This is a genomic window from Catenulispora subtropica, from assembly GCF_039531675.1.
Classification (GTDB): domain Bacteria; phylum Actinomycetota; class Actinomycetes; order Streptomycetales; family Catenulisporaceae; genus Catenulispora; species Catenulispora subtropica.
The window spans coordinates 44,584-60,427 of record NZ_BAAAQM010000042.1 but is presented as its reverse complement, the minus strand read 5'-3'; the positions used below and the strand labels follow the sequence as shown (position 1 = coordinate 60,427).

Here is a 15,844-nt window from a genome sequence, read left to right as displayed (position 1 = left end):
GATGGGATTCGCACAGTGACAGGTGAGGCCTCCGAACGCGCCGCCCTGTCGGCGATCCTCTCGACGGTCGCGCCGGGCACGGCGCTCCGCGACGGTCTGGAGCGCATCCTGCGCGGGAACACCGGCGGGCTGGTGATCTTCGGGTTCGACAAGCTGGTGGACGAGATGGCCACCGGCGGCTTCGTGCTCGACGTCGAGTTCTCGCCGCAGCGGCTGCGCGAGCTGTGCAAGATGGACGGCGCCGTCGTGGTCTCCTCCGACGGCGCCCGCATCGTGCGCGCCGGGGTGCAGCTGGTCCCGGATCCGGCGATCCCCACCGAGGAGACCGGCACCCGGCACCGCACCGCCGACCGGGTGGCCAAGCAGACCGGGTTCCCGGTGCTGTCGGTGTCGCAGTCGATGCGCATCATCGCCCTGTATCTGCGCGGGCAGCGCGTGGTGCTGGAGGACTCCGGCGCCATCCTGTCCAAGGCCAACCAGGCCCTGGCCACCCTGGAGCGCTACAAGCTGCGTCTGGACGAGGTGACCGGGACGCTGTCGGCGCTGGAGATCGAGGACCTGGTGACGGTCCGCGACGTGGCGGCGGTGGCGCAGCGCCTGGAGATGGTGCGCCGGATCGCCGACGAGGTGGCCGGCTACGTGGTGCAGCTGGGCGTGGACGGCCGGCTGCTGTCGCTGCAGCTGGATGAGCTGATCGCCGGCGTCGACCCGGACCGCGACCTGATCGCCCGCGACTACCTGCCCGAGCGCACCGGCAAGCGCGCCCGCACAGTGGCCGACGTCTCCGACGACCTCGGCGCGCTGGACCGGGCCCAGCTGCTGGAGCTGATCCAGGTCGCGAAGGCCATGGGCTTCACCGGCGGCGTGGAGGTCCTGGAGTCGGCGGTGTCGCCGCGCGGCTACCGGCTGCTGGCCAAGGTGCCGCGGCTGCCCGGCGCGGTCATCGACCGCCTGGTCGAGCACTTCGGCGGCCTGCAGAAGCTGCTCGCCGCCTCGATCGACGACCTGCAGCGGGTGGAGGGCGTCGGCGAGACCCGGGCCCGGTCGGTGCGCGAGGGGCTGTCCCGGCTGGCCGAGTCGTCGATCCTCGAGCGCTACGTCTGAACCGCTGTACCGCTGAACCGCGCTGAACCGCTGAACCCGAAGCCGCCTTCCCGACACCGGGGAAGGCGGCTTCCTTCTGTCCTCAGCGGTAGAACGCACGCAGCGACGGCACCAGCGCCTCGGGGTTCCCCAGCACACCGTGGTCCTCGCCGGGCAGGACGACCAGCTCCGCACCCGGCACCGCCTCGGCGACCGCCTTCGTCCCGGCGATGAGGCCGGGGTAGGTCCGGTCCCCGTAGACGGCCAGTACCGGCTTGTCCAGCCCGGCCAGGCGGTCACGGTCGACCATCTCCCAGGGCCGCGACAACAGCATGTCGTAGGGCAGGGTCAGCGCCTTGTCGAGCAGGAAGTCCCAGCCCGGGCCCTGCTTCATGGCCTCCAGTCCCTCGGGCGGAGTGCCCATGGCCTCGCCCAGGAACAGGCTCGCGGCACCTTCACGGTCGCCCTTGAGGGCCGCCTCGGTCAGGCGGTCGAGGATGTCCGCGGGCGCGTGGGGCAGGTCGGGATCGGCGCGATAGGGCGTCTCGTAGACGGCGACGGCGTCCACCGGCAAGCCGCGCAGCGCCGCCTCCAGGACCAGGATCCCGCCGGACGAGTGGCCGAACAGCGCCGCGTGCCCGCCGACGTGCTCGATCACGGCCGCCAGGTCGTCGATCTCGTTCTGCACGTGGAAACCGAGACCGTCCTCGATCGCCTTGTCGTCGCTCTCGACCCGGCCGCGGCGGTCGTAGGTGACGGCGGTGAAGGACGACGCCAGCGCCCCGGCCAGCGCGGCCACCGTGCTGCGGTCGTTGAAGGCCCCGCCGACCAGGATGACGGTGGGGCCCTGGCCGACGGTGTCGACCGCGATGGTGGTGCCGTCCTGGGAAGTCACGTGGGTGGTGGTCATTGTCGGTCAGCCCTTCTGGGGGTGGTTGATGCGGAAGCTGAGGTGGGTGACGCCCGCGGCGTCCTGCACGCTGGTCGGTTCCAGCTCGACCATCCGGTCCGGCAGGTTGTCGAAGAGCCGGGTGCCCTGGCCGATCAGCACCGGCGCGAGGTGCACGTGCAGCTCGTCGATCAGATCGGCGGCGAGCGCCTGCTGGATGACGTCGGCGCCGCCGGAGACGTGGACCTTCTTGTCCGGCGGACACGCCTTCTTGGCGGCCTCGATCGCGGCCGGGACGCCGTCGGCGACGAAGTGGAAGACGGTGCCGTCCTCCAGCGGGACGTCCTCCTGCGGCCGGTGGGTGACGATGAAGACGTCCTTCCGGTACGGGGACTCCACACTCCAGTGGTCCCCGGCGGAGTCGTACATGCGGCGGCCCAGGACGTAGGCGCCGGCCTGCTCGCCGCGCTCGGCGGTCAGCGTCTTCGCGGTGTCGTCCTCGGCGAACTGCCAGTCGGTGACCCGGAAGAACCGGTCGTCCACGAAGGGCGGCTTCCGGGCTTCCAGGCCGCAGACGAAGCCGTCGAGGGACACGGACATGTCACAACGGACGATCACGTCGTTCATGGAGTTTCACTCCTCGGGGTGGGCTCGGGGTTCCTTTCGTGAAGGGGTCGGAGCCGACTCCGCATTCTCTACATGGCTCGCCGAAAAATTCTTGGCGAGAAAGAAGCGCTGTTCGGGGACACCGTCGGTGAGTTCCGCGGCGGATCGGCAGTCGGCGGTGGCGCGGGTGTCGGCGAGCAGCATCAGCGCGAGCAGGCCGCGCGCCTCGGGGGTGGCGTCAGCTGCCGCTCTTGAGCTCGAACGTCTTGGCCGGGCTCTGTGCCGCCGGGGCGGCCGGTCCGGCGCCGGCGGCCAGGGTCACCACGCCGTAGTACGTGCCGAACTTCGCGGGCTGGCCGCCGGCCGGGCAGCCGGCCGCCGAACGGAGGCGGTTCCAGGTGTACGTGACGGTCTGCGCGCTGCCGGGGGCGATGCCGCGGATGTCCGAGCCGCCGACGCCGCAGTCGGCGGAGGACCAGATGCGGTCCGAGCCCGAGAAGATGTTCAGCACCATCGTCTTCGGGCCGAGGTCGATGTCGCAGTCCGCGGTGCCCTTGTTGAACGCGGTGAGGGTGAAGGCCGGGTGGTCGCCGTTGGCGTACTGCGGGAACTGCGAGGAGAGGACGAGGGTCAGCTGGCAGCCCCCGCCGTTGCCGGACGCGCCCGTCGCCCCGCCGGTGCCGCCGGGCCCTCCGCCCGGACCGCCGGCCGAGCCGGAAGGCGCCCCTGCCGAGCTGGAGGGGCCGCCGGAGCTGGAGGCCGGGCCGTTCCCGGACGCGCCGCCGGAAGCCGTGGTGCCGCCCGACGAAGCCTGCGCGGAGCTCCCGCCGGCCGTCGGGAGCGAGGACTGCGAGGCAGCCGGGGAGGTGTTCTTGCCGTCTGCGACCGGCTTCTTCTTGCCCGACCCGGAACCGGAGCAGGCATAGAGGATCAACGCCAGCGCGGCGAGAGCGGCCAGCAAAACCAAGACCCGCCGCCGCCAGTAGACGGTCGGCGGGAGAGACCCGACGGGATTTCGCAGCGAACCCACGAAGGGTCACTCTACGGTGCCGATGCCGCGGTGTGCGGCACGCCCCGCCGTACGATCGTCAGATGGCGGAAAGAACGACCGCGCGCACAACCGACGCTGCGCGGCCCCCGGAATTCGAACAAGGGTCTGAACTGGTCACCCCCGTCGTCGCGTGGTACCGGACCGCCGCCAGGGACCTTCCCTGGCGCCGCCCGGACGCCACGCCGTGGGCGGTGATGGTGAGCGAGTTCATGCTCCAGCAGACCCCGGTGGTCCGCGTCCTGCCGGTGTACGAAGCCTGGCTCGACCGCTGGCCGACCCCGGCCGCCCTGGCCGCCGAGCCCGCCGGAGAGGCCGTCCGCGCCTGGGGCCGCCTCGGCTACCCGCGCCGGGCCCAGCGCCTGCACGCGGCCGCCTCCGCCATCGAGGAGGACTTCGACGGCGTGGTGCCGGACACGTACGAGGACCTGGCGTCGCTGCCGGGTGTGGGTGAGTACACGGCCGGGGCGATCGCGTCGTTCGCCTACAAGAAGCGCCACATCGTGCTGGACACGAACGTCCGCCGGGTCCTGGCCCGCGCCGTCTCCGGCGTCGAATATCCGGCCCCGTCGACCACCCCGGCCGACCGCCGCATCGCCACCGCGCTCCTCCCCGAGCAGCCCGCTGACGCCGCCGAGTGGGCCGCCGCCAGCATGGAACTGGGCGCGGTGGTGTGCACGGCCCGCACGCCGCGCTGCGATGAGTGCCCGGTGGCGTCGCTGTGCACGTGGGTCGCGGCGGGGAAACCCGCGTACGACGGCCCGCCGCGGCGCGGGCAGACCTACGAGGGCACCGACCGGCAGGCCCGCGGTCGCCTGCTCGCGGTGCTGCGTGACACGCACGGCTCGGTACCCCGCGAGGAGCTGGAAGCGGCCTGGACGCGGGACGTGGCCCAGCGGGAGCGGGCGCTGTCGAGCTTGCTGGCCGACGGGCTGGTGGTGGTGCTGGACGGTGAGCGGTTCGCCTTGGCACAGTGAGCGGGAGTCGGGGAAGGATGTGGCCCATGTCTAGTGACGCCGCCAACGCGGCCGGCCGGAAGTGGGACCTGTTCGCCGACGAGGACACCGGGCCGGAGCTGATCCGCGATCCGGACCGCTCCCGCGCCTTCCGGCTGGTGATCGGCGGCACCCGGCACTCGCACGTCGACTTGGACGAACCGACGAACCTGGAGTACGACTACGCGCGTCAGATCGCGCACCTGATCGATCTCGCCGCCGCCCCCGGCGCCCCGCTGCGGGTGCTGCACCTGGGTGCCGGAGCGCTGACGCTGGCCCGCTATGTCGCCGCCACGCGGCCGGAGTCGGAGCAATGCGCAGTGGACCTCGACGGCGAGCTGCTCGACCTGGTGCGGCGCGAGCTGCCGCTGCCGGCCGGCGCCCGCGCCGACCTGCGGACCGGCGAGGCCCGGGAGGAGCTGGCGGCGGCGCCGGCAGGATGGTTCGACATGGTCGTCACAGACGTCTACGACGGACCGCAGGTCCCGAAGCACCTCACCACGGTCGAGTGCGCCGGGCTGTCGAAACGGGCACTGCGCCCCGGCGGCGCGCATGTCGTGAACTTCGCCGACGGTTCCTTCGACGGCAGCGGTCTGACCTCCACCCGCCGTCTGGTGGCCGGCGCCCGTCAGCACTTCAGCGACGTGGCGTTGGTGATCCACCCCGATCTGCTGCGCGGCCGCCGCCTCGGCAACCTGGTCCTTGTGGCCTCCGACTCCCCGTTGCCGGTCGACGGGCTGGCGGCGCGCACCGCTTCCGACTCCTTCGGCCACCAGGTGCTGCACGGCCCCGCCCTGGACGATTTCCAAGGCGACGCCGAGCCGCTGACGGACGCCGAACTGGCCGTGTAGAGCCCTGACCGTCACCCCGCCAGCGACCCGGCGATCCCCTCCGCGCCGTCTCTGCCGCCCCCACGCCGCGCCGCCCGCCACGAGTACCCGGCCACCAAAGACCGCAGCCTCTGCTCCGTCACCGCGTCGACGGGTGTCAGCACCACGATGCGCTGCTCGGCTCCGCCGCCGGCGGCGAGCATGTCGTAGGCGACCGTCATCAGGCCCGCGGTGGGATGCGCGATGCGCTTCACCCCGCTGGTGCGTTCGTCGACGGTGTGGTCTTCCCACCAGCCGGCGAACTCAGGGCTCTGGTCGCGCAGCTCGGCGACCAGCTCCTCGAGACGGGCGTCATGCGGGTAGCGGGCCAGGTTCGCACGGAGCGCGCCGACCGTCTCGCGGGCGATCTGCTGCCACGACAGCTGGGTGCGGCGCGAGCCCGGATCCAGGAACAGCAGATGGGCCGCGTTGGCGGCCGGGCCCCTGCCGAAGTCCTCGCCGAACATGGCCGAGGCGGCGGCGTTGTGGGCCAGGATGTCGAAACAGTGGTCGATGATGTAGGCCGGGAGCAGGGGCATGCCGTCCAGGACCGCGCGCAGGGAGGACGCCACCTCGGCGGTGGGGCAGGGCAGCCGGCGCGGGGGTGCCTCGCCGCGCGCCGTCAGGTGCAGGTACTCGCGCTCGGCCGGCGACAGGCGGAGCGCTTCGCCGATGGCGTCCAGCACGCCGGAGCCGGGGGCGCCGGCCCGGCCCTGCTCCAGCCGGATGTACCAGTCGATGCTCACCGCGGCCAGTTCGGCCACCTCCTGGCGGCGCAGGCCCGGGGTGCGGCGGCGGCCGGTGCTGCGCAGCCCCACGTCGTCCGGGCTCAGCCGGCCGCGCATGGCGACCAGGAACTCCCCCAGCGCGTTCCGGCGGGTGGTACGCGGGGTACCAGGCTTCGAAGACTCTCCCTGGACTTCCCCGCCGACGCGAGACTCGTGACCCATGAACAAGAAGACGAAGGTCACGGTCGCCGGCGTTGCGACCGCCGCCACATTCGCCGCCGGGGCCGCGACCGCCTACGCGGTGGTCTGCGACAAGTTCGGCTACAGCCCGGTGCGCAACGGGATCCAGAAGTCCGCGGCGCACTTCAAGGTCACGTCCCCCGACCTGACCGACGGCGGCTGGTTCCCGGCCGCCGACGTGTGCGCGGGTCCGGAGACCACACCGCGGCTGGCCTGGTCCGGCGCCCCGGCCGCCACCAAGAGCTTCGCCGTGGAGATGTTCGACCCGGACGCCCCCACCGGCAGCGGGTTCTCGCACTGGCGGGCCTGGGACATCCCGGCCGGCACGAGCACCTTCGGCGGCCAGGCGCCGGTCCCGGCCGGGACCGTGGTGGGCGTGAACGACGGCGGCGACGCCTTCTACGACGGGCCGTGCCCGCCGGCCGGCGACGTCACCCACCACTACAAGATCCGCGTGCTGGCGCTGGACACCGCCGACCTGGGCCTGCCCTCGGCCGGCACCAGCACCGCGCTGTCCGGGTTCGTGCTGGGACGGCACGTCATCGGGGTGGCCGAGATGACGGTCCTGGCGAAGCAGTAGCCTGCGACAGGCGTATCAAAAAGGCCTCGTGTCTGCCGGATGGTGGACATCCGGCCGTTATCCGCCCGGATGTCCGTTACCGGAGCTCCGGAGATGTCGTTGAGGCCCCGGGGAGTCGTTGTCGGCTCCCCTCAATCCACGACATCCGAGGAAGATCCATGCACGCCTTTGTCAGGAAGGGCCTGCTGCTGTCGGTCGCGACCGGCACAGTGGTCCTGGGCGGCGCGGCCGCCGCCAGCGCGGCGACGTCCGCCACGGTCAACGGCTTGACGGCTGACAGCCCCGGCGCCGTCGCCGGCAACACGGTCCAGGGAGCGGGCGACGCCCCGATCCAGGTCTGCGGGGACACCGGCGCGGCCGGCGCCGCGCTCGACGGCGCGTACGGCGACGACTGCCGGGTGCTCGGCGGCCGCGCCGCGGCCGACGGGTTCGCCGCGCACAGCCCCGGCGCCGTGTCCGGCAACGTCGGCTCGCTGGCCGCGAACGTCCCGGTGGAGGCCTGCGGCCTGGACGCCGCGGCGGTCGCCGCCGCGGTGCAGGCGGACGGCGACCACTGCGTGGACGGGCACACCGCGGCCGTCGCCCACGGCGCGGCGGTCGACTCCCCCGGCCTGGTCTCCGGCAACGTCCTGCAGCTGGCCGCGAACGCGCCGATCTCGGTCTGCGGGGACTCGATCGCGCTGATCGGGTTCCACGACCAGGCCGACGGCAACACCTGCGTGAACGGCGGGCCCGAGCACTCCGGACCGCCGATGGGCCCGCCGGCGGGGACTCCGCCCATGGGCCCGCCCTCGATGGACCCGCCGCCGATGGGTCCGCCCCCGATGGGCCCGCCGCCCCCGGTGCCGTGCCCGCCGCACGCCGCCTAGAACGCGACTGAACGCGACTGAACGCGGCTGGAACACGGCTGGAACACGGCTGGAGCCGGACCTTCCGAGCACCGCGGCCCCCGGCGGGGACCGTACGCGGTAGCCGGCCGGACCCCCTGGCAGGACCTGTTCAGCAGCGCAACCGCGGGATCCCCCCGCGCCGGAGCCGACGTCACTCCGGAACGGGCCCACGGTCAGGACACTGGACAGCATGAAGGACGCCCACCCGCGTACGGGGTGGGCGGCCTTCGTCGTCCTCCGGGCTACCGGCTACCGGCTACCGGCCGCCGGTGCCGGCGGCCGGCCCGGCGTCAGGCGCTGACCGGCGGCGTGGCCTCCGGCGCGGCCGGCGGCAGCGTCCCGGACTCCAGCTGCGAGGCGTCCTCCGGCACGTTCTCCTTCGGGCCGGCGGTGAACGTGAACCGCTGGTCGGACTCGGCGGCACCGGTCTCCTTGGAGACGTCCACCGTGATCAGCTGGCCGGCGCGCACCTCGCCGAACAGGATCTTCTCGGACAGCGGGTCCTCGATGTAGCGCTGGATCGCGCGGCGCAGCGGGCGGGCGCCCAGCACCGCGTCGTAGCCCAGCTCCGCGATCAGGCCCTTGGCGTCGTCGGTGAGGACGATGCCCATGTCCTTGTCCTTCAGGCGGGCGTCGACCTTGCTCATCATCAGGTCCACGATCGCCTTGATGTCGGTCGTCGACAGCTGCGGGAAGACCACGGTGTCGTCGACGCGGTTCAGGAACTCGGGGCGGAAGTGCTGCTTCAGCTCGTCGTTGACCTTCGCCTTCATCCGCTCGTACGGGGCCTTGGTGTCGCCCTGGGCCGCGAAGCCCAGGCCGAAGCCCTTGGAGATGTCCCGGGTGCCCAGGTTGGTGGTCATGATGATCACCGTGTTCTTGAAGTCCACGACCCGGCCCTGGGAGTCGGTCAGGCGGCCGTCCTCCAGGATCTGCAGCAGCGAGTTGAAGATGTCCGGGTGCGCCTTCTCGACCTCGTCGAACAGCACCACCGAGAACGGCTTGCGGCGCACCTTCTCGGTGAGCTGGCCGCCCTCCTCGTAGCCGACGTATCCGGGCGGGGAGCCGAACAGCCGCGAGACGGTGTGCTTCTCGGAGAACTCGGACATGTCCAGCTGGATCAGCGCGTCCTCGTCGCCGAACAGGAACTCCGCCAGCGCCTTGGCCAGCTCGGTCTTACCGACGCCGGACGGGCCGGCGAAGATGAACGAACCGCCGGGGCGCTTCGGGTCCTTCAGGCCCGCACGCGTGCGCCGGATCGCCTGGGACAGGCCCTTGATGGCCTGGTCCTGGCCGATGACGCGCTTGTGCAGCTCGTCCTCCATGCGCAGCAGGCGGGAGGTCTCCTCCTCGGTGAGCTTGAACACCGGGATGCCGGTGGCGGTCGCCAGGACCTCGGCGATCAGCTCCTCGTCGACCTCGGCCACGACGTCCAGGTCGCCCTGCTTCCACTCCTTCTCCCGGCGCGCCTTGGCGCCCTGGAGCTGCTTCTCCTGGTCGCGCAGGGCCGCGGCCTTCTCGAAGTCCTGCGCGTCGATCGCGGACTCCTTCTCCTTGCGCACGTTCGCGATCTTGTCGTCGAACTCGCGCAGGTCCGGCGGCGCGGTCATCCGGCGGATCCGCATCCGGGAGCCGGCCTCGTCGATCAGGTCGATGGCCTTGTCCGGCAGGAACCGGTCGGAGATGTAGCGCTCGGCCAGGGTCGCCGCGGCCACCAGGGCGCCGTCGGTGATGGACACCCGGTGGTGCGCCTCGTAGCGGTCGCGCAGGCCCTTGAGGATCTCGATGGTGTGCGCCACCGAGGGCTCGGCCACCTGGATCGGCTGGAAGCGGCGCTCCAGGGCGGCGTCCTTCTCGACGTACTTGCGGTACTCGTCCAGCGTGGTCGCACCGATGGTCTGCAGCTCGCCGCGGGCCAGCATCGGCTTCAGGATCGACGCCGCGTCGATGGCGCCCTCCGCCGCGCCCGCGCCGACCAGCGTGTGCAGCTCGTCGATGAACAGGACGATGTCGCCACGGGTGCGGATCTCCTTGAGCACCTTCTTCAGGCGCTCCTCGAAGTCACCGCGGTACCGGGAGCCGGCGACCAGGGCGCCGAGGTCCAGGGTGTACAGGTGCTTGTCCTTGAGCGTCTCCGGGACCTCGCCCTTGACGATGGCCTGGGCCAGGCCCTCGACCACCGCGGTCTTGCCGACGCCGGGCTCGCCGATCAGCACCGGGTTGTTCTTGGTGCGGCGGGACAGCACCTGCATGACCCGCTCGATCTCCTTCTCGCGCCCGATCACCGGGTCAAGCTTGCCCTCGCGGGCGGCCTGGGTCAGGTTACGGCCGAACTGGTCCAGCACCAGGGAGGTGGACGGCGTGCCCTCGGCCGGGCCGCCGGCCGCCGCGGCCTCCTTGCCGCCGCCGGAGTAGCCGGACAGCAGCTGGATGACCTGCTGGCGCACCCGGTTCAGGTCCGCGCCCAGCTTCACCAGCACCTGTGCCGCGACACCCTCGCCCTCGCGGATCAGGCCGAGCAGGATGTGCTCGGTGCCGATGTAGTTGTGGCCCAGCTGCAGCGCCTCGCGCAGCGACAGCTCCAGGACCTTCTTGGCACGCGGGGTGAAGGGGATGTGGCCGGACGGGGCCTGCTGGCCCTGGCCGATGATCTCCTCCACCTGCTGGCGGACCGCCTCCAGCGAGATGCCGAGGCTCTCCAGGGCCTTGGCGGCCACACCCTCACCCTCGTGGATGAGGCCGAGGAGGATGTGCTCGGTCCCGATGTAGTTGTGGTTGAGCATCCTGGCCTCTTCCTGGGCCAGGACGACGACGCGCCGTGCGCGGTCGGTGAACCGTTCGAACATTCCTCATCGCTCCCCGGAGCGTCGCGGGCTGACGTGTGGATCCAGTAACTGCGATCGTTCGCTTGCCCTGGTGTGTTGCTAGTTCCGTGCGGTGCCAAACCAGTTGTCCCCGCCTGGGGTACAGGCGGGCTCGCAACCGATGCTAGTCCCGCCTTCCCTCGCAGGTGGCGCGACTTACCCGGGGTGGGTCCGGCCGCCGCGTCCCGCAAGGCCTTCCGTCAGTCCAACTCGCCGCCTCTGACGTGGTGTTCCCGGTGCCGGGGTGGAAGACCCGAATAGGGTGTACGCCAAGAGCGAACGGGGAGGTCGATCCACATGCCGGACGTGGTCTCCGTACCGGAAGCCGCGGGGCGCGAGGCGCTGGCGAGACTGCTGGGGTACGGGCAGCCGGCGGTGGCCCCGGGGCCGGTGGCGCTGTCCGCCGGCGGGCGGGTGCTGTTCTACGTGGCCACCGGGGGTGCCGAGGACCTGCCGGAGCTGCTGGAGTGGCTGGACTGGGGCGGGGTGCGGCTGGACCTGACCGCGGTCGCCGAGGCCGAGCTGACCGATCCGCCGGTGCGCTGGCTGCACCCGGCCACGGTGCCGATGCAGCGTCCGGGGGACGGCGGGGCCGAGGGGGCCGACGGGGCCGCTGGAAGTCCCGGGCCCGCCGGGTCCGAGGGGACGGCCGCGCGGCGTGACGCCTATCCGACACCCGGGCTGCCCGAGCCGCCGGAACTGATCGCGCTGCTGGCCACCATCGCGGCCGCCTGCCACCGGCTGGCTGTCGCCGCGGCCCGCTGAGCGGGCGCTCAGCGCGCCGGGGCGCCGTCCCCGGGCAAAGATGCGGGGATCGCGGCGCGAACCGCTCTGAGACCCCGCCCAGGGCGCGGAAGATCACCCTGAAGTGCGGGCCGCCCGGCCGGCCCGGGGCGAACCAGGCCGACCGTTCGACCGGGCTCGCCGCGGACGCTATTAGTGGGCGGCGTTGTAGCGATTCATGAGGTCGGTCGGAATACGGCCCCGGTCGCTGATTTCCACGCCCTGGGAGCGCAGCCATTCACGGATGTGCTTGGTGTCCCGCCGCGCCGGACCGGTGCCGTACTTCCGCCGGCCGGAGGAGGCGGCGTTGTGCGCCGTCACCTGGGTCGCGGCGGCGACGTACTTCTCGAGCACCTTGCGCAATTCCTTCTCGTGCCCCTCCGAGAGATCGATCTCGTAGGACTTCCCGTCGAGGCCGAACTTCACGGTGCTGGCACCCTCGGAGCCGTCGAGGTCGTCGTGAATCACCACGGTCGTGCGCTTGGCCATCGGGCGGCCCGCCTTTCTCGGGTACGGGTTATTCCGCCAGTCAGCAAAGCGCATTCCGCTGGTGAAATCAAATCCCGTCTCGCGGTGCGCGCACCGTCCTACAAGATCCGCAGCATGCGCGTATTGCCCAGAGTGTTGGGTTTGACCTGCTCCAAGTCCAGGAACTCCGCGACCCCGCCGTCCGCCGACAACGACAGTTCGGCTTCGATCTGGGGCGGGACCGGGACCCCGCTGATCTCGGTGAATCCGTGCGCGGCGAAGAAGTCCACTTCGAAGGTGAGGCAGAACAGCCGCCGGACCCCGATGCGCGCGGCGGTACGCACTAGTTTGTCAAGGATTCGCGCGCCGATCCCCATCCCGCGGCATTCCGGGTCCACCGCCAGCGTGCGCACTTCCGCGAGATCCAGCCAGAAGACGTGCAGCGCCCCGCAGCCGACGATTCGGCCGTCGCCGTCGTGTTCGGCCACCCAGAACTCCTGGATGTCCTCGAAAAGTGTGACGTCCGGCTTGTCCAGGAGGATGCCTTTGTAACGGCCGAGGAGTTCCCGGATCGCCGTGACATCGTCGGTGCGGGCCCGGCGCACGGTGAAATCGGAGGGCCGGGGGGCTGGAGTCATCCGAACAGGTCGCTTCTCACATCGGCGGGATCGGCCCCGGCGGACGCCAGGACGTCGAGGCAGGCCTGGACCGTCGCGGTCGAGCCCACGGCCACGCCGCCCCACCCGGACAGCGTCCCCCCGCCGGCCAGCGCCCGGACGTACTCGTCCAAGTGCTGGGGCAGCTCCTCGGCGGCGCCCAGGTGGACCACGGTCGCGTTGCCGTGCGCGGCGGCCAGCTCGGCCAGGCGTTCGGCCAGGTAGTGGGTGTCGCCGGCGTCCTCGGCGGGGACCGGGCCCGCCTTGGCGGCCTTCGCGGTCTTGGCGGTCTTCTTCGCGGCGCCGGAGGCCGCCTTGCCCGCGGCCGGCGCGGCCTTCTCGGCGGCCGTCTTCTTCGCCGCGGACTTCTTCGCCGGCTTGGCGGCCCGCAGCGAGTCCCCCACCACCACGTGCACCGGCCGGTCGTCCCCGGTCCGCGCGGCCTCCTCCAGGAGCGCCACGATCGGCGCGAGCCCGGTCCCGTGCCCGACCGCGATCAGACGCGAGGCGCCGGCCGGGAACGCCAGCTCACCGACCGGGGCCGCGATCCGGATCCGGTCGCCGACCTCCAGTTCGTCGTGCACCACGGCGCTCAGCCGGCCGCTCTCGGAGCGCTGGACGTGGAACTCCAGGACGGAGTGCTCCGCACCCTGCTCCTCGGCGGGCGCCGCGGCGAACGAGAAGTCCCGCCACACCCACGGCAGCCGCCCGAGTTCGATGGCGGCGTACTGCCCGGCCTGGTACGGATACGGGAAAGCGGTCTTGGCCCGAAGCCGGACCACGTCCTCCGCCATTCGGTCTACGGCGACCACTTCGGCCTCCCAGTAGGCGGGCCCCTGGGCGTCGGCCTCGGCGGCGATCCCGAGCATCGCCGAGGCCACCATCGTCAGCTCGTCCACCCAGGCCACAGCGGCCTCGTAGGTCCACGCCTCACCTATGGTGCGCTCCAGGGCCGTCATCACCGACCCGGCGAAGGCGCGGTAGTGCGGTTCGCGCACCCCGTACTTGCGGTACTCCAGCGCGAGGCGGCGCAACAGGGGAAGCAGGGCGCCGGGGCGGTCCAGTTCGGTGACGACCCGCTCGGCGACCTCCAGGGTCCGCTCGTCGCGGCGCTTCGGATCGCCGACGAAGTACTTCTGATAGCGCGGGTTCGAGGTGAAGAAGTCCTCGTACAAGGCGGCCGTGAATACCTCCGGCCGGGCCACGACGGCCGCGAATCCCTGCCGGACCAGCGTCAGGGCTTGCGCGCGGTGGGCCATCAGATCGTCGTTGAGGGATTCGCCGTCCACAGCCAGAACTTCCGTCACGCGCGCCACATTACAGGGACGCTATGCGGCGCCGGACCGCGTACCGTCCTTCGGTCCGAACCGCGGGTCGTTCCGTTCCGCTTCGAGTTCCCGGGCGCGCGCCTCGGCACGCTTCTGAGGGTTCTGCGACACGACGATGAGCCGGATCACATAGATGAACACGCCCGCCATCAGGATCGAGGGCACATATAGCCCCGCATTGCCCATCATCGTGTCGCTTCCCCCTCGGGACGAGGTGATTGAGAACCCTGTCGGAATGTTTTACACGGGCTTGACGAACGGGAACAGGATGGTCTCCCGAATCAGCTTGCCGGTCAGCGCCATCAGGATCCGGTCGATGCCGGCTCCGATGCCGCCGGCCGGCGGCATGGCGTACTCCAGCGCCCGCAGGAAGTCCTCGTCCAGCTGCATCGCCTCCGGGTCGCCCCCGGCGGCCAGCAGCGACTGCTCGGTGAACCGCGCGCGCTGGTCGACCGGGTCGATCAGCTCGGAGTAGCCGGTGCCCATCTCCGCGCCCCAGCCGACCAGGTCCCAGCGCTCGGCCAGCCGCGGGTCGGCGCGGTGCGCCCGGGTCAGCGGCGAGACGTCCTTCGGGAAGTCCCGGTAGAACGTCGGCAGCACGGTCTTGTCCTCGACCAGGTGCTCGTACATCTCGAGCACGACCTGGCCGCGGGTCCAGTCCGGCGCGTAGGGGATGCCGGCGGCGTCGCACAGCTTCTTCAGCGCACCGATCTCGCTGTCCGCGCTCACCTCTTCGCCGAGCGCCTCGGAGATCGCCTCGTTGACCGTGGTCGAGCGCCACTCGCCGCTGATGTCGAACTCCTCGACCTCGCCCTCGGCGTTCACCCGGCGCGCCACCTGGGCGCCGAAGATGGCCTCCGCGCCCTCCTGGATCACCTGCTGCGTCAGCTTCTGCATGACGTTGTAGTCGCCGTAGACCTCGTAGGCCTCCAGCATGGTGAACTCGGGGCTGTGCGTGGAGTCCGCGCCCTCGTTGCGGAAGTTGCGGTTGATCTCGAAGACCTTCTCCACCCCGCCGACCAGCAGCCGCTTCAGGTACAGCTCCGGCGCGATGCGCAGGTAGAGCTTCATGTCGTAGGCGTTGATGTGGGTCTCGAACGGCCGGGCGTTGGCGCCGCCGTGGATCGGCTGCAGCATCGGCGTCTCGACCTCGGTGTAGCCGCGGTCGGCCAGGCTGCCGCGCAGCGAGCGCACCAGGTCCGAGCGCGTGAACAGCATCCGCCGCGCCTCGGGGTTCACGATCAGGTCGACGTACCGCTGCCGCACCCGGGCCTCCGGATCGGTCAGGCCCTTGTGCTTGTCCGGCAGCGGCCGCAGGCACTTCGCGGTGATCGCCCAGCTGTCGACCATGATGGAGAGCTCGCCGCGCCGCGAGGTGATGACCTCGCCGGTGACGCCCACGAGGTCGCCGAGGTCGATGTCGCCCTTCCAGGCGTCCAGCGACTCCGGGCCGAGCCGGTCCAGGGAGAACATGGCCTGGATCTCGAACTCGCCCTCGCGCAGCGTGGCGAAGCACAGCTTGCCGCCGGTGCGGGACAGCACGACCCGGCCGGTGACCCCGACCTGCCGCCCGGTGGCGGTGTCGGGCTCCAGGCCGGTGTACTCCGCCCGCAGCTCGGCGATGGCCGTGGTCCGCGGGTAGCCCACCGGATACGGATCCACCCCGCGCTCGCGCAGTTTGTCCAGCTTCTCCCGGCGGATGCGGATCTGCTCGGGAGCGTCGGACTCGGGCTGCGCCGGAGGCGGGGTGGTTTCGGTCATGGGTCAAGGCTACTTGGCCCGGTTCCGCGGCTCGCAACCGAATACCAGTCAGTGGT

General features: G+C 71.6%; 17 protein-coding genes. 6 read left to right on the top strand and 11 right to left on the bottom strand.

The annotated features are described in order from the left end of the window. The first annotated feature begins 6 nt into the window (after positions 1–6). Positions 7–1,104: a DNA integrity scanning diadenylate cyclase DisA gene (gene disA / locus ABD466_RS30180; protein ID WP_344660630.1), complete on the top strand. Its 1,098-nt coding sequence runs from the start codon at positions 7–9 to the stop codon at positions 1,102–1,104. Between the two features lie 82 nt (positions 1,105–1,186). On the opposite strand, the gene ABD466_RS30175 is transcribed toward disA, so the two are convergent. Genes ABD466_RS30175 through ABD466_RS30160 form a run of 4 tightly spaced genes read right to left on the bottom strand, consistent with a single transcriptional unit; the run spans position 1,187 to position 3,608 of the window. Continuing rightward, positions 1,187–1,993, bottom strand: coding sequence for an alpha/beta fold hydrolase (locus ABD466_RS30175; protein ID WP_344660600.1), 807 nt, complete (start codon positions 1,991–1,993; stop codon positions 1,187–1,189). A gap of 6 nt (positions 1,994–1,999) precedes the next feature. Beyond that, positions 2,000–2,599: a dihydrofolate reductase family protein gene (locus ABD466_RS30170; protein ID WP_344660599.1), complete on the bottom strand. Its 600-nt coding sequence runs from the start codon at positions 2,597–2,599 to the stop codon at positions 2,000–2,002. Positions 2,600–2,605: 6 nt separating this feature from the next. Continuing rightward, complete coding sequence (locus tag ABD466_RS30165) at positions 2,606–2,782, bottom strand: hypothetical protein (RefSeq protein WP_344660598.1); 177 nt, start codon at positions 2,780–2,782, stop codon at positions 2,606–2,608. A 34-nt stretch (positions 2,783–2,816) separates the two neighbouring features. Continuing rightward, complete coding sequence (locus tag ABD466_RS30160) at positions 2,817–3,608, bottom strand: hypothetical protein (RefSeq protein WP_344660597.1); 792 nt, start codon at positions 3,606–3,608, stop codon at positions 2,817–2,819. Positions 3,609–3,670: 62 nt separating this feature from the next. Here ABD466_RS30160 and ABD466_RS30155 point away from each other — a divergent pair, with 62 nt between their 5' ends. Beyond that, positions 3,671–4,603: an HhH-GPD family protein gene (locus tag ABD466_RS30155; protein ID WP_344660596.1), complete on the top strand. Its 933-nt coding sequence runs from the start codon at positions 3,671–3,673 to the stop codon at positions 4,601–4,603. Positions 4,604–4,629: 26 nt separating this feature from the next. After that, entirely contained in the window at positions 4,630–5,472 is an 843-nt protein-coding gene (locus tag ABD466_RS30150; RefSeq protein WP_344660595.1) for a spermidine synthase, read from the top strand. An 11-nt stretch (positions 5,473–5,483) separates the two neighbouring features. On the opposite strand, the gene ABD466_RS30145 is transcribed toward ABD466_RS30150, so the two are convergent. After that, a complete protein-coding gene (locus ABD466_RS30145; RefSeq protein ID WP_344660594.1) occupies positions 5,484–6,440 on the bottom strand; it encodes a helix-turn-helix transcriptional regulator in 957 nt (318 codons plus the stop codon). Here ABD466_RS30145 and ABD466_RS30140 point away from each other — a divergent pair. Beyond that, positions 6,439–7,038 (top strand): YbhB/YbcL family Raf kinase inhibitor-like protein, encoded by a 600-nt coding sequence (locus tag ABD466_RS30140; protein WP_344660593.1) that lies wholly within the window; start codon positions 6,439–6,441, stop codon positions 7,036–7,038. The genes ABD466_RS30145 and ABD466_RS30140 overlap by 2 nt on opposite strands. 158 nt (positions 7,039–7,196) lie before the next feature. Next, the gene (locus ABD466_RS30135) at positions 7,197–7,907 is read left to right on the top strand and encodes a chaplin family protein (protein WP_344660592.1); all 711 of its coding nucleotides are present in this window, start codon (positions 7,197–7,199) and stop codon (positions 7,905–7,907) included. A gap of 311 nt (positions 7,908–8,218) precedes the next feature. On the opposite strand, the gene ABD466_RS30130 is transcribed toward ABD466_RS30135, so the two are convergent. After that, positions 8,219–10,774, bottom strand: coding sequence for an ATP-dependent Clp protease ATP-binding subunit (locus tag ABD466_RS30130; RefSeq protein WP_425558783.1), 2,556 nt, complete (start codon positions 10,772–10,774; stop codon positions 8,219–8,221). A 315-nt stretch (positions 10,775–11,089) separates the two neighbouring features. Between ABD466_RS30130 and ABD466_RS30125 the strand changes: the two genes are divergently transcribed. Continuing rightward, a complete protein-coding gene (locus tag ABD466_RS30125; RefSeq protein WP_344660591.1) occupies positions 11,090–11,557 on the top strand; it encodes a hypothetical protein in 468 nt (155 codons plus the stop codon). A gap of 171 nt (positions 11,558–11,728) precedes the next feature. Here the strand turns inward: ABD466_RS30125 and ABD466_RS30120 are convergent, their stop codons facing one another. The 5 genes from ABD466_RS30120 to lysX form a co-directional block, all read right to left on the bottom strand. Further along, positions 11,729–12,064, bottom strand: coding sequence for a histone-like nucleoid-structuring protein Lsr2 (locus tag ABD466_RS30120; RefSeq protein WP_344660590.1), 336 nt, complete (start codon positions 12,062–12,064; stop codon positions 11,729–11,731). A 98-nt stretch (positions 12,065–12,162) separates the two neighbouring features. Beyond that, entirely contained in the window at positions 12,163–12,681 is a 519-nt protein-coding gene (locus ABD466_RS30115) for an amino-acid N-acetyltransferase (protein ID WP_344660589.1), read from the bottom strand. After that, entirely contained in the window at positions 12,678–14,006 is a 1,329-nt protein-coding gene (locus ABD466_RS30110; RefSeq protein ID WP_344660588.1) for a globin domain-containing protein, read from the bottom strand. The genes ABD466_RS30115 and ABD466_RS30110 overlap by 4 nt, the downstream gene beginning before the upstream one ends. Positions 14,007–14,027: 21 nt before the next feature. Beyond that, entirely contained in the window at positions 14,028–14,216 is a 189-nt protein-coding gene (locus tag ABD466_RS30105; RefSeq protein ID WP_344660587.1) for a hypothetical protein, read from the bottom strand. A gap of 51 nt (positions 14,217–14,267) precedes the next feature. Further along, positions 14,268–15,788 carry a bifunctional lysylphosphatidylglycerol synthetase/lysine--tRNA ligase LysX gene (lysX, locus tag ABD466_RS30100; protein ID WP_344660586.1) on the bottom strand — a complete coding sequence of 507 codons (1,521 nt, stop codon included), beginning with the start codon at positions 15,786–15,788 and terminating at the stop codon, positions 14,268–14,270. Between the last annotated feature and the right edge of the window lie 56 nt (positions 15,789–15,844).